Origin of the sequence: Paenarthrobacter sp. UW852 (assembly GCF_024608385.1) — a bacterium.
GTDB lineage: Bacteria > Actinomycetota > Actinomycetes > Actinomycetales > Micrococcaceae > Arthrobacter.
In genome coordinates this window covers 222503-235120 of the sequence record NZ_JAMSGY010000005.1, presented here as the reverse complement: position 1 = coordinate 235120, position 12618 = coordinate 222503, and the positions used below count along the sequence as shown (strand labels likewise).

The following is a 12618-nucleotide window of genomic DNA, read 5'->3' as shown; positions in this document are numbered from 1 at the left end:
CATCAGCGAACTGACCATTACAGCGCTTCGCTTTGGGTTCCTCCTGCTGCTCTGGATCCTGATCTTCAGCATCGTGTCCACCATGCGCCGCGACTTCCAGATCGGCCGCAAAGCCGTGACGGGCGTTCCCACAGCCCGGGAAGTCCGCAAGCACCCGGAACTGGCTGCGTCACCGCCCCCGCCAATCCAGCACGCACGCACTTTGGTGGTCACGGAAGGCCCCCTCAAGGGCACCACGGTCCCCTTGGCCGCGAGCCCCATCTTGCTCGGCCGTGCGCAGGAAGCCACGTTGGTCCTCGAGGACGATTACGCCTCAGGACGGCATGCCCGCCTCTTCCCGCAGGGCAGCCGCTGGTTCATCGAGGACCTGGGCTCCACCAACGGCACCTACCTGGCCGATCAACAGCTCACCCGCGCGTTGCCGGTTGAACTTGGCGTCCCCGTGAGGATCGGCAAGACGGTCATTGAATTGAGGCCGTAGTCCATGCCCGCCCCCGAGACCCTCGACGGCAAGGACACGCCCGCGGAGCGCCCGCTCATCATGCGCTACGCCGCGCGTTCGGATGTCGGTCGGATCCGCTCCAAGAATGACGACTCCGCATACGTGGGCCGCCATCTTGCTGTCGTGGCCGATGGCATGGGTGGCCACGCCGGCGGTGACGTCGCCTCAGCCTCAACGGTCCTGGACATGATCCACCTTGATCATGACAACTATCCGGAGGGCGCAGACACCGTCCTCGCCGACGAGATCCAGACGGCAAACTCGCTGCTGTCCGAGCTCGTCCACCAAAACCCCAAGCTTTCCGGCATGGGCACCACGGTCACCGCCCTGCTGCTCGAGGACCGCAAGCTCCACTTCGCCCACATTGGCGACTCCCGCGCGTACCGCCTGCGCAACAAGAAATTTGAGCAAGTCAGCGTTGACCACACGTTTGTGCAGCGCCTCATCGATGAAGGCCGCCTTCGCCCTGAAGAAGCAGAAACACATCCCCACAAGAACGTCCTGATGCGCGTACTCGGCGACGTCGATGCCAGTCCCGAACTGGATCTGGATGTCCTGGACGTCGAACCCGGCGAACGCTGGCTCCTGTGCTCCGATGGCCTCAATTACGTTGCGGGCCACGTAGTGGAACGCATGGTGCGCGAGACCAAGGACCTGCGCGAATGCGCCGACATCCTGGTTGACCTCACGTTGGAAGCCGGCGCACCGGACAACGTCACCGTAGTGATGCTGGAAATAGCGGAAGAAACTGACGACGACGTCAGCACGGCCGCCGTCGACATCGTCCCGGCAGCGGCGCTTGCCTCGTTCGACGACGAAGCCGACTCACTGACCGCCTCCAAGTCGCCGGACGGCCCCGCCGCAAGCAAAGCTGCTGAGGAATCTCATGACAGCTCCCCAGCGAAGGCTGCCCGGGACGCAGAGCCTGGATCTTCCTTCAGCGCGAGTGACCCGACCACGACGGACAAGGATGCGGAATCATCCGAATCGTCCGACTCGGGGGAACCCCCGGCCACTACCGATCCCCACCTTGGCGAGCACCTGTCTGCGGAGGTTTTGCGCGAGGAACTCGCCAGCCGCCCCCACGAGCTGGTTGGAGCAGCGGCCACGGCAGCGGAGACCGGATCAATTCCAACTGTCGCGGGCCGAACGGTGGCCCGTCGCGCGGCAACGGTCCTGACCCACAAAGCCGAACAGGACCGTGCGGACGCTGAGGAGCCGCCTCGTCGTCGCGTTCGATGGCTGATGCCCGCGGTTGCCGCCGTCGTTGTCCTTGGCGTCGTGGTAGGACTTTGGCTCGGCTATGCGTGGACCCAAACCCGGTACTACGTGGGCGAATACGACCAGCGGGTAGCCATCTTCAACGGAATTTCGCAGAGGCTCGGCCCCATTCAGCTTTCCCGGCTTGAAGCCGTCACAGATATCAGGGTGGATTCATTGCCGGAATACGGCCAGCAGAGCGTACGCCAGACCGTGCCCGCGGGCGACCTCCACGATGCCCAGGGCATTGTGGAGAACTTGAAGAATACGGGCAGCGCTTCAGCAAACTGCCCCACAAAGGGTCCCAAACCGACGCCGTCGCCGACCATCAGCGTTCCCGTACCCAGTACCGCCGCAGTCGCGACCCCGAGCCCCTCGCCCATCCCCACATCCTGTGAGGCGGCCAAATGACGCAGGTTGAAACCGCCCCCAAGCCCCGCAGGAATGTTGAGCTGATCCTCCTCGTCCTGGCACTTTCCGTGGGTATCGGTGCCAGCGCCTTGGTAAGTATCAACTCGAAAGTTGGGCTGGACAGCGATTTCTGGTTCCAGTCCAGCCTTCTCGCGGTGGCTGCCCTGGCCTTCCACGTGGTGCTGAGGCTGCGCGCCCAATATGCAGACCCGGTAATACTTCCCATCGTCGTGGCCCTGAACGGCCTCGGCTTGGCCCTCATCCACCGGATGGACGGACCCGGGGATGACACTGGCAATAATCAACTGCGTTGGACCCTCATCGCGATGGCTGTGTCCATTGCCGTGATCTGGTTCCTTAAGGACCACCGTGTCCTGCGCCGCTTCACCTATATTTCGCTGGCAGTGAGTGCGCTCTTGCTGCTTATGCCGTTGATCCCTGGCATTTCTGCCGGTGAGATCCTGGGCGCACGCGTTTGGATCCGGCTTGGACCCATGACCTTCCAGCCGGGTGAAATCGCCAAGATCACCTTGGCTATATTCTTCGCCGGGTATCTTTCGTCCAACCGTGACCTGATCCTCCTGGCCGGCCGGAAGATCGGTCCCATGCAGTTCCCGCGGTTCAAGGACCTCGGCCCCATGATTACCGCTTGGCTGGTGAGCATCGGCGTGTTGGTTTTCCAGCGCGACCTCGGTTCCTCCATCCTCTTCTTCGGCCTGTTCATTGTCATGATCTACGTGGCCACCAGCCGTATCTCCTGGGTGGTTATCGGCGTCCTGCTGATCTTGGGCGGCGGCTTCGTCGCCTCGCAGATTTTCTCCCACGTGGCATTCCGCATCGACAGCTGGATCAACGCATTCACCCCGGAAGTCTTCGGCAGATCGCCCGGCGGCAGTGGGCAGATTGTCCAAGGCCTCTTCGGCATGGCTGACGGCGGTCTGGTAGGCACAGGACTTGGACAGGGCCGACCGGATCTGGTGCCCTTCGCCAACAGCGACATGATCGTGGCGCTTATCGGCGAAGAACTCGGCTTGATCGGCCTGTTCGCCGTGGTGATGTTGTATCTCCTGCTCTTCACCCGCGGTTTCCGCGCCGCATTGGGAACACGCGATGCTTTCGGAAAACTGCTGGCCTGCGGCTTGTCCTTTGCCATTGCCCTCCAGTGCTTCGTCGTCATCGGCGGCGTCACCCGCCTGATACCCCTGACGGGCCTCACCACGCCGTTCCTGGCTGCGGGTGGTTCCTCGTTGCTGGCCAACTGGATCATCGTCGGTTTGCTCCTGATGATTTCCAATACCGCCCGCGGCCCCGTGGATACAACCCCCATGGTCAACAAACCCCCAGCCACCGGCAGCAACCCAGTCGTCCGTAAACCGGCCACAGGCCAGACACCCAGCGCACCAACAGAGGCGGTGAAGCAACAATGAACCAGGCAATCCGCAGTTCCTGGATGGCCGCCGTCGCCATGTTCGCGCTGATCCTCGGTGCCATCAGCTACGTCCAGGTCATTGGGGCCGATGACCTCAACTCCAACCCGTGGAACCAGCGCGCCATCCTGGCCTCGTATTGCAACGACCGCGGCGCCATTATTGTGGGCGGGAAGCCGGTGGCAGAGTCCGTTCCCGGGACAGAGACCTGCGCGTTCCAGCGCAAGTACAACCAGCCTGAGCTTTACGCGGGGGTCACTGGATACTTCTCCCGTGGCTATGGTTCCACCGGCCTTGAGCAGTCCATGGGCGATGTCCTGGCCGGCAACTCGGACCAGTTGTTCCTGGATCGCCTCAGCCAGATGTTCCTTGGCAACGAGCCCAAGGGTGCTTCCGTGGAGCTGACATTGGATCCGGAGATCCAAAAGCTGGCCTACGATCTCATTCCGGACGGCCAGCGCGGCTCCATCGTCGTGACCAATCCCAAGACCGGTGCGATTCTGGCGATGGTCTCTAAGCCCTCCTATGATCCCAACCTGATAGCTACCCATGATTCCAAAGCAGCAGATGCAAACATGGCCCAGCTGAACCAGATTCCAGGGATCAACCTGAACCAGAACGTCAGTGGACCTACCGGCAACCTGCTATCGCCCGGGTCCGTTTTCAAGCTCATCGACACCGCAGCGGCACTGAACTCGGGCAAGTACAACAAAGACAGCGAACTTCCCAACCCGTCCAGCCTGCCGTTGCCGGGTTCCAGCGCGAGCCTCCCCAACTATGCCGGCGGTAACTGCAACGTCCGGGAGACGGCGTCGTTCGTCTTTGCTTTGGAGCAGTCCTGCAACACGCCATTCGCCAGCATCGCGCTGGACCTTGGCCAGGATGCCATCCGCGACCAAGCCAAGAAATTCGGCTTCGGCGAGAACTTCGGCGATCAACTCAAGCTCCAGATGGCACCCAGCATCTTCCCCCAGGACCTCGACCAGGCACAGCTCGCCCAGTCGGCTGTAGGCCAGCGCGACGTCAAGGCCACCCCGCTCCAGATCAACCTGATGACGGCGGCCATCGCCAACGGGGGGGTGCAGATGAAGCCCAGCCTGGTGAAGACTGTTCGCGCTCCGGACCTTCGCGTCATCAGCGAAGCCAAACCCGAGGCCCTGCGCACCAGCACCACGGCCCCCATCGCAAGCCAGATCACTGAGTGGATGACCAGTGCGGTGGACAACGGCATTGCCAAGGGTGCAGCCGTTCCCGGTGTGAAGGTGGCCGGCAAGACCGGAACCGCGGAGCTGGGGGATTCAGGTTTGAACAACTCATGGTTTACCGGGTTCGCCCCGGCAAACGACCCGCAAGTGGCCGTCACCATCGTCATGGAAGGTGTGGATGTGCTCAGCGGTGCCAAGCTAACCAGTCCGAACGCAAAGAAGATTTTTGAGGCGGTGTTGAATAAGTGAGGCCTACTTCGGGAATCACACTCGGCGGCAGGTTCCAGCTGACCAGTCGCATTGCGATTGGCGGCATGGGCGAGGTCTGGAAGGCCAAGGACCAGATCCTGGGCAGGATCGTAGCCATCAAGGTACTGAAAGAGGAGTACACGGGAGACCCCGGCTTCCTTCAGCGCTTCCGTGCCGAGGCGCGCCACACCGCACTCCTCAACCACGTAGGCATCGCCAACGTCTTCGATTACGGCGAGGAAGCCGGTTCGGCGTATCTCGTCATGGAGCTCGTACCGGGCCACCCCTTGAGCGGCATCCTGGAACGCGAGCAGGTTCTGTCCCCGGACATGACTCTTTCGATCATCGCCCAGACTGCCCGCGCCCTCGCGGTTGCGCATGCCCAGGGCCTGGTTCACCGCGACATCAAGCCGGGCAACCTGCTGATCACCCCGGACAACCGCGTCAAAGTCACCGACTTCGGCATCGCCCGCCTGGCTGACCAGGTGCCGCTGACCCAGACGGGCCAGGTCATGGGTACCGCCCAGTACTTGGCGCCTGAGCAGGCCACCGGCCAGACTGCCACCGGCTCCTCGGATATCTACTCGCTGGGTGTTATCGGTTACGAGTGCCTGACGGGTCACCGTCCGTTCTCCGGGGAATCACAGATCGCCATTGCCCTCGCCCAGGTCAACGACGCACCGCCGCCCCTGCCGGAGACGCTGCCGACGCCTGTCCGCGCACTCCTGATGTCCATGCTGGCCAAGGACCCCAAGAACCGCCCGGCCAACGCCATTAAGCTGGCCGAAGCCGCCGAAGCCATCCGCAATGGCGACATCGCCACCGCCCACGCTGCCGTTCCCGGGATGCTGTTCTTCGAAAGCACCACTGGCCCCATCACGGCGCCCGTCGATACCGCAACGGCACCCACCGGCGTCGTCACCTCGCCTTACGGCAAGGAGCAATCGTCGACGGCGACTTCCGCGCTTCCGGTGCTGGGCGCCGGTGCCGCCGGTGCCGCACTGGGGGCTGCGGCTGCATCCTCTGATAACGCCCTGACTCGTGCCAACGCGCTGGAGGCAGAACGCCAACTGAACGACGAAGAGGAAGTCATCTACACCGATGACGAAAACTTCGACGACCCCGAGCCGGAACGCAAGAAGCGCAGCCCGTGGACGTGGCCGCTCGTTGCCCTGATCCTGTTGGTGCTTTTCGCGCTGGTTGGCTTCCTGATCTCACAGTCCGGATTCTTCTCACCCAGCCCCGCACCCAGCGAGATCACCTCCACAAGCCCCAGCCGCAGTGCAAGTCCCACACCGACGTCGGCTTCCCCTAAGCCTTCGACTACGCCGACGTCCGAGGCGCCCTCACCCACGCAGTCAACGCCGCAGACCATCAACCTCATCCCTGCGGAATACCTCGGCAAGCCTTTCGACACGGTCAGTGCACAACTCGGTGCACTCGGCCTGCAGGTCCGAGGGGAGCAGGTCTTCGACGACCAAGCTGCTGTAGGGATCGTGACCGGCATTGACCCGTCAGGTGCCGTCCAGCCGGGCGAGGTCATCACCGTCCAGTACTCCAAGGGTCCGCAAGCTCCGCCGACGGTTGCTGTTCCCACCATCGCTCCCGGTGCCAGCGAAGCACAGGTCAGGGCTACCTTGGAGGGCGCGGGCCTCAAGTGGATCCCGGGAGATCCCGTCAACGGCGCCGTGGGCCAGCAGCCTGGCACCTTTGTTCGGTCGTCCCCGGCAGCAGGAACCGAGGTTAATGCAGGTTCCACCGTCACCTACTTCCTTGCCAAGAACGTAGCTCCCACCAACCCCAACACCCCGAGCGCCAACCCCAGCGCTTCCGGAAACCCGAAGAACTAAGTAAGCCATCATGTCCACGCCCCGGCCCGGTCCTGCACATCGAGAGGAGAGCACACCTGTGTCTTCACAGCGCATCCTCAATTCCCGCTATGAGCTCGGTGAGCTCATAGGCCGGGGTGGCATGGCAGACGTCTATCGCGGCACGGACACTGTTCTGGGTCGGACCATCGCCGTGAAGGTGCTGCGTGCCGATCTTGCCCGCGATCCCCAGTTCCAGGCTCGTTTCAAGCGCGAAGCCCAGGCTGTCGCGGCGCTCAACCATCCCTCCATCGTGGCCATCTTCGATACGGGCGAATACTCCGTGCCGGGCGGCCCCGGGGAGGACGTCCGGGTGCCCTACATCGTAATGGAGTTCGTTTCCGGACGGACCCTGCGCGACATGATCAAGGCGAACGAACTGGGCGTCGAGGACTCCATCGGCTACACGCTTGGAGTCCTTGGAGCGCTGGAGTACAGCCACCGGGCAGGAATCGTCCACCGGGACATCAAGCCGGCCAACGTCATGGTCTGTGCGGATACCGGGGATGTGAAGGTCATGGACTTCGGCATTGCCCGGGCCATGGCTGATTCTGCGGCCACCATGACGCAGACCCAGGCCGTGGTGGGGACAGCACAGTACCTTTCACCGGAGCAGGCCCGGGGCGAGACGGTGGATGCCCGGAGCGATCTCTACTCGGCCGGGTGCCTCTTGTACGAGCTGCTGACCAGCAGGCCCCCTTTTGTCGGCGACAGTCCCGTATCCGTTGCCTACCAGCACGTCCGCGAAACCCCTGACCCTGCCAGCGCCCACAATCCTGACGTTTCCGAGGCACTGGACTCCGTCCTGGCCAAGGCCCTGCAGAAGAACCGGACAGACCGTTTCCAGGACGCCGCATCCTTCCGACGAGCACTGCGCGCAGCCAGCAACGGCATCCCCGTTCCGGTCCTGCCGGCCAGCGAGGCCCCCACGGACCCGAACGACCTCGTGGAACCGGAAGACCCTGCCACACAGCTCCTGAGTGCCACGGCCGTGGGTTTCCTTGACGTGGACCAGTTCAAGGACGAACCTGTGGAGCAAGCCCAAGAGGAAGCACTGCCCCTGGGCCTCCCTGCAGAACGTGAGCCGACAGCACGGCAGAAGTCCCGCCGTCGGGCCTGGACCGCCACGTTGGTAATCTTCACGCTCCTGGTGCTTGCCGGCGGCGGTTTTTGGCTTTACAGCCTCATGAATATGCAGCCACCGCCCCCGGCAAAGATTTCTGTTCCTGCGGTGACCAACATGACCGAGTCCCAGGCAATCCAGGAGATCTACTCGGCAAAGCTGGTTCCCAAGAGCGTGCGCGAACCCAGCGACAGTGTCGCCAAGGACATCGCAATCGGCACGGCACCGGTAGCCGGAGCCATGCTGGACCAGAACGCCGAGGTGATCCTGAAGATCTCCAGCGGGCCCAGTTCGGTAACCATCCCAGCGAACATCGTGGGTCGCACCGAAGGCGACGCCCGGGAAGCCCTGCGCAAACTGGGCATTACCGGAGACATCGTTTCGGTCCGCACGCACAGCGCCACCGTTCCCGTGGGCCTGGTCATCAACACAGGACCAGCACCCGGCGGAGCCATCGCCGCGTCATCCAAGGTGGAACTGCAGATTTCTTCGGGCAAGGTCCTCATGCCCCAGCTGATCGGACTTCCGCTGGCAGAGGCAGAAGGCGCCCTCAAAGCCAACGGCTTGGTCATGCAGGTGGTGGAGCAGGAAAACTCCGAGGTGGCAGCCGGCACCGTAACGGGTCAGAGCGAAGTGTCCAATACCGAAGTGGACCAGGGCAAGACGGTCATCGTGACAGTAGCCAAGGCTCCGGTAGTGCCTACACCCACCCCGACGCCAACGCCGACTCCGACCGACACGGACAAAGCCACGCCGAAGCCGACGCCCACCAAGAAGTAGCGGGGGCGTCGGCCACTTTACGTACTTACTGCTTGATCAGCGGGCTCAGCTTGGCTGCGCGTTCCGCGGCTCCAGTCATGCCCAAGGACTCGAGCCAGTTGCCCAGCATCTGGTAGCCGCCCTCGGTCAGCACGGATTCGGGGTGGAACTGGACGCCGCACAGCGGAGCAGTCTTGTGCTGCAGTCCCATCACGACGCCGTTGGTGGTTTCAGCGGTGATTTCCAGGACATCGGGGATGGACTCACGCACAGCCGCCAGGGAGTGGTAGCGCGTTGCCGTGACGGGCGACGGGAGGCCAGCGAACACGCTTTTGCCTTCGTGCCGCACCGGAGAAGTCTTGCCGTGCATGAGCTCGGGCGCGTGCGTCACCACACCGCCGTAGGCCTCGGCGAGGGCCTGGTGTCCCAAGCACACGCCGAACATGGGTTTGCCGGCTTCACCGCACCATTTAATGAGCTCGATGCAGACGCCGGCCTCAGCAGGGGTGCCGGGACCCGGCGAGACGAGGACGCCGTCGCGGGTAGAGGCGAGCTCGATTGCCTCAGCAAGTGTGACGTCGTCATTGCGGACAACCGTGGTCTCTGCCCCAAGCTCCTGCAGATATCCCACCAGGGTGTAAACGAAGCTGTCGTAGTTATCCACTACAAGGATTTTTGTTGTGCTCATGGCTGTTGCAGTAAACCAATCGTTGAGTCAGTCAAAGCGGTGAATTGGGAAAACCAAGGAAAGAGGAACTCCACCATCAGTACCAGTGCTACGGCCACCAGTACCAAGCATGTCACGATCCTGACCCACACGGGCCCGGGCAGGTTACGGAAGATCCACGCGTACATCCGCTACCCCTTTCCGTTTGCCTTGGCTACTTGGGCGGCGATTTCCGACGGCGGACCGGCGGAGGCAGGTTGCCAGCTGTCCAGCAACGAGTAGGCGATGATTCTTTCCTGGGACCCGAAGCGGGGGTTGCAGCTGGTCATGGTGAGGATACTCTCCTTGGGCTGCGCACCCGGCTGGGTAGGGACAGGCATCAGGACATCCGTTCGGTCCGGCGTGACGATCTGGTTGTTCCGGAAAGCGTAGGTGTAGTACCCGTCGGCCGTTTGCACATAGATCTTGTCCCCGGGAACAAGGGTGTGGATGTTATCGAGGACGGCGCCGTGGGTTTGCCGGTGGCCCGCAACGGCGAAGTTGCCCAGGGCGCCGGGCATGCTGGTGCTTCCATAGTGGCCCAGCCCCAGCGTGTCCAGCACACCGGAATCGGTTCCCTCGATGATTGGCCTCGTGTAGTCCGCGCCGAAACGGGGGACGTACATGATGCCGATCGTCTTGCCGTATCCGGGCGCAGTTCCCACTACGGGTTGACCAAAATTCACGGGATCAGCAGGAGCGGTGGGTGCCAGGGGGCCCTTGAATTCCTGCGCGAAGTCGTGGATCGCTTCAGTCTGCTTGGCGTCAGCTTCCACGTTGGTCCACCATAGTTCCCAGCCAACGAACAGCAACAGGACGACCCCTGCCGTAATCAGGAGTTCGCCCAGGATCTGGCTGATCTTCCGGATAACATCGGAAGCGCGGAGCCGTTTTTTGGGATGGCTTCCCTTGTCGCTGCGGCGGGACGGCACGGCCGGGTCAGCCGTCGTCTGCTGGTGCGCCACAGGGTCTCCTCGGATAGTGCACGGGCGGCGCGGGCTGCACCTGAGTTGCGGCTAGACTTGACAGCTAGAACGAACCCGGAACGCCGTGTGGCCGATAACCGCTGGAAATTTCCTTCCTGCAGGATACCAAGGCTGGCCGAAACGGGTGCCAACCGAACAGCAGGAGGATCCGTGCCCGAGTCCAAGCCCCGCAAGCGGCCCACCAGTCAGGCCCCGCAGACTTCGGCCGCGAAGCAGTACAAGCCCAACCCGGTTTGGTACAAGGCCGTGATGTTCGGACTCATGATCCTCGGACTTCTCTGGATCATCACTTTCTACATCACTCAGGGTCAGTTCCCGGTTCGGGACTGGGCGTCATGGAACATCGTGGCCGGCTTCGGTATTGCGATTGTGGGCTTCCTGATGACCACCCGCTGGCGCTCCTAGGAACCCGCACCTCACATTTCCGTGCCCGTGAACGTCTACAGGATATGAGTAACCGGCACACCACCATGGAGTCCCCGTTGGGGCAGTTGACCCTGACTGCACGCGGGGAGTTCCTGACGGGTATCTTCTACGAAGGGCACTGGCATATGCCCCCACAGGAGTACTTTGGCGTTCCCACTGGCGTCGAAGATCCAGTATTCGCCCAGGCCCGGGTAGAGCTCGAAGAATACCTTGGCGGCAGCCGGACGGATTTTGACATCCCTTATGACGCCGGCGGAAACGCCTTCCAGCAGAGGGTCTGGGACCGGTTGAAACATATACCTTTCGGGGAAAGAGTGACCTACGGCGAGCTCGCGGCTGAGCTTGGCGACCCCCACCTTGCCCAAGCTGTTGGATCAGCTGTCGGCCGCAACCCCATAAGCATCATCATTCCGTGCCACCGGGTGGTGGGCCGGAATGGACAACTGACCGGATACGCCGGCGGTCTTCGCAACAAGCGTTACCTTTTGGACCTCGAGGAGCCGTCAGTGGTCAGGGAAGGCAAGCTTTTCTGATGCAGCCCCGGCAGTTGGCCACCAAGAAGCCGTTCGAAGCAGTCGTCCAGGAACAGGGCGCCACCGTACTCCGGGTGTGCCGCGCAGTCCTGGGTGTTCATGACGCTGACGACGCCTGGTCCGACACTTTCCTGGCAGCCCTTCAGTCCTATCCGGCACTCCCGGCGGGAGCCAATGTGCAGGCCTGGCTGGTAACCATCGCACATCGCAAATGCGTCGACCACCTGCGGGCCAGTAAGCGTCGTGCTTTGCCAACCGACAACCCTCCTGAGCAGTCGTCCCGCCTGGGCATTCCGGGTGGAGGCCACCCGGAACTCCTCGACGCCGTCGCCCACTTGCCCCCGAAACAACGGCAAGCAGTGGCCTACCACTACATAGCGGGGATGCCGTACAAGGACATCGCGGAACTCCTTGGCGTAACCCCTGAAGCCGCGCGCCGGGCCGGAGCGGACGGCGTGAAAGCCCTCCGCGCGGCGCTTGCCCCCAAACCAGTGCTGGCACATTCATCCCCGAAGGGAGACAGCAAATGACCCTGGATCCAAGCCCGGACCTTACCGAGGTCAACCAGCTCCTGACACCCACGTTCGGAGACGTGGAGCCTGCCCTCGCCAGTCTTCACGCGAGGTTGGCCCGCGATGCCCAGCTGCTCCACACCTTGGACGTTGCCTACCGGGTGGTTGATTCGCCGGTGGGAAAGCTCTTGCTGGCAGCAACAGACCGTGGAATCGTACGGGTGGCCTTCGAACGGGAAAACCATACTGACATCCTGCAGGTCCTCGCGAACACCATCAGTCCCCGCATCCTCGAGGCGCCGGCGCGCCTGGACAACGCTGCACGGCAACTCGACGAGTACTTCAGCGGAATCCGCAAGGAGTTTGACCTTGTGCTGGATTTCCGGCTGTCCCGGGGGTTCCGCCTCAACGTGCTCCAGCACCTGCCCAGGATCGCGTACGGGGAGACTGAGAGCTACGCCGAAGTGGCCCGGGCCGCAGGCAGCCCCAACGCCGTGCGCGCCGTCGGAAGCGCGTGCGCTACCAACCCGTTGCCGGTGATTGTTCCGTGTCACCGCGTCGTGAAATCCGACGGCAGCTTTGGCGGCTACCTCGGGGGTTCGGAGGCCAAACGCGCACTGCTCTCCTTGGAGGCCGCGTGAACGACGACGA

At 62.8% G+C, this 12618-nt stretch carries 12 protein-coding genes; 10 read left to right on the top strand and 2 right to left on the bottom strand.

The window, feature by feature from the left end:
* The first annotated feature begins 1 nt into the window (after position 1).
* Genes NEK97_RS11135 through pknB form a run of 6 tightly spaced genes read left to right on the top strand, consistent with a single transcriptional unit; the run spans position 2 to position 8825 of the window.
* On the top strand, positions 2–481 hold the full coding sequence (locus tag NEK97_RS11135; protein ID WP_235518677.1) for an FHA domain-containing protein: 480 nt from the start codon (positions 2–4) through the stop codon (positions 479–481).
* A gap of 3 nt (positions 482–484) precedes the next feature.
* The gene (locus tag NEK97_RS11130; protein WP_257369990.1) at positions 485–2173 is read left to right on the top strand and encodes a PP2C family serine/threonine-protein phosphatase; all 1689 of its coding nucleotides are present in this window, start codon (positions 485–487) and stop codon (positions 2171–2173) included.
* Positions 2170–3600 carry an FtsW/RodA/SpoVE family cell cycle protein gene (locus NEK97_RS11125; RefSeq protein WP_257369989.1) on the top strand — a complete coding sequence of 477 codons (1431 nt, stop codon included), beginning with the start codon at positions 2170–2172 and terminating at the stop codon, positions 3598–3600. Before NEK97_RS11130 ends, NEK97_RS11125 begins: the two co-directional genes overlap by 4 nt.
* Positions 3597–5054, top strand: a complete 1458-nt coding sequence (locus NEK97_RS11120) for a penicillin-binding transpeptidase domain-containing protein (RefSeq protein WP_257369988.1) — start codon at positions 3597–3599, stop codon at positions 5052–5054. The genes NEK97_RS11125 and NEK97_RS11120 overlap by 4 nt, the downstream gene beginning before the upstream one ends.
* A complete protein-coding gene (locus tag NEK97_RS11115; RefSeq protein WP_257369987.1) occupies positions 5051–6904 on the top strand; it encodes a protein kinase in 1854 nt (617 codons plus the stop codon). Before NEK97_RS11120 ends, NEK97_RS11115 begins: the two co-directional genes overlap by 4 nt.
* A gap of 10 nt (positions 6905–6914) precedes the next feature.
* On the top strand, positions 6915–8825 hold the full coding sequence (gene pknB / locus NEK97_RS11110; RefSeq protein WP_306672976.1) for a Stk1 family PASTA domain-containing Ser/Thr kinase: 1911 nt from the start codon (positions 6915–6917) through the stop codon (positions 8823–8825).
* 25 nt (positions 8826–8850) lie between these two features.
* Here the strand turns inward: pknB and NEK97_RS11105 are convergent, their stop codons facing one another.
* A complete protein-coding gene (locus tag NEK97_RS11105) occupies positions 8851–9492 on the bottom strand; it encodes an aminodeoxychorismate/anthranilate synthase component II (RefSeq protein ID WP_235518084.1) in 642 nt (213 codons plus the stop codon).
* Between the two features lie 170 nt (positions 9493–9662).
* Positions 9663–10490 carry a class E sortase gene (locus NEK97_RS11100; protein WP_257370078.1) on the bottom strand — a complete coding sequence of 276 codons (828 nt, stop codon included), beginning with the start codon at positions 10488–10490 and terminating at the stop codon, positions 9663–9665.
* A gap of 156 nt (positions 10491–10646) precedes the next feature.
* On the opposite strand from NEK97_RS11100, the gene NEK97_RS11095 reads away from it, so the two are divergent.
* The 4 genes from NEK97_RS11095 to NEK97_RS11080 are packed head-to-tail and all read left to right on the top strand — an operon-like array spanning position 10647 to position 12608.
* Positions 10647–10901: a cell division protein CrgA gene (locus NEK97_RS11095; RefSeq protein ID WP_235518085.1), complete on the top strand. Its 255-nt coding sequence runs from the start codon at positions 10647–10649 to the stop codon at positions 10899–10901.
* Between the two features lie 44 nt (positions 10902–10945).
* Positions 10946–11455, top strand: a complete 510-nt coding sequence (locus NEK97_RS11090) for a methylated-DNA--[protein]-cysteine S-methyltransferase (protein ID WP_257369985.1) — start codon at positions 10946–10948, stop codon at positions 11453–11455.
* Positions 11455–11985, top strand: coding sequence for an RNA polymerase sigma factor (locus NEK97_RS11085; RefSeq protein ID WP_257369984.1), 531 nt, complete (start codon positions 11455–11457; stop codon positions 11983–11985). The genes NEK97_RS11090 and NEK97_RS11085 overlap by 1 nt, the downstream gene beginning before the upstream one ends.
* A complete protein-coding gene (locus tag NEK97_RS11080; protein ID WP_257369983.1) occupies positions 11982–12608 on the top strand; it encodes a methylated-DNA--[protein]-cysteine S-methyltransferase in 627 nt (208 codons plus the stop codon). Before NEK97_RS11085 ends, NEK97_RS11080 begins: the two co-directional genes overlap by 4 nt.
* Positions 12609–12618 lie beyond the last annotated feature (10 nt).

Excerpts from the sequence above, each read along its gene's own strand:
- NEK97_RS11120 (WP_257369988.1), top strand. The coding sequence starts at position 3,597 with ATGAACCAGGCAATCCGCAGTTCCTGGATGGCCGCCGTCGCCATGTTC.
- NEK97_RS11130 (WP_257369990.1), top strand. The coding sequence starts at position 485 with ATGCCCGCCCCCGAGACCCTCGACGGCAAGGACACGCCCGCGGAGCGC.
- pknB (WP_306672976.1), top strand. The coding sequence starts at position 6,915 with ATGTCCACGCCCCGGCCCGGTCCTGCACATCGAGAGGAGAGCACACCT.
- NEK97_RS11090 (WP_257369985.1), top strand. The coding sequence starts at position 10,946 with ATGAGTAACCGGCACACCACCATGGAGTCCCCGTTGGGGCAGTTGACC.
- NEK97_RS11105 (WP_235518084.1), bottom strand. The coding sequence starts at position 9,492 with ATGAGCACAACAAAAATCCTTGTAGTGGATAACTACGACAGCTTCGTT.
- NEK97_RS11080 (WP_257369983.1), top strand. The coding sequence starts at position 11,982 with ATGACCCTGGATCCAAGCCCGGACCTTACCGAGGTCAACCAGCTCCTG.
- NEK97_RS11125 (WP_257369989.1), top strand. The coding sequence starts at position 2,170 with ATGACGCAGGTTGAAACCGCCCCCAAGCCCCGCAGGAATGTTGAGCTG.
- NEK97_RS11085 (WP_257369984.1), top strand. The coding sequence starts at position 11,455 with ATGCAGCCCCGGCAGTTGGCCACCAAGAAGCCGTTCGAAGCAGTCGTC.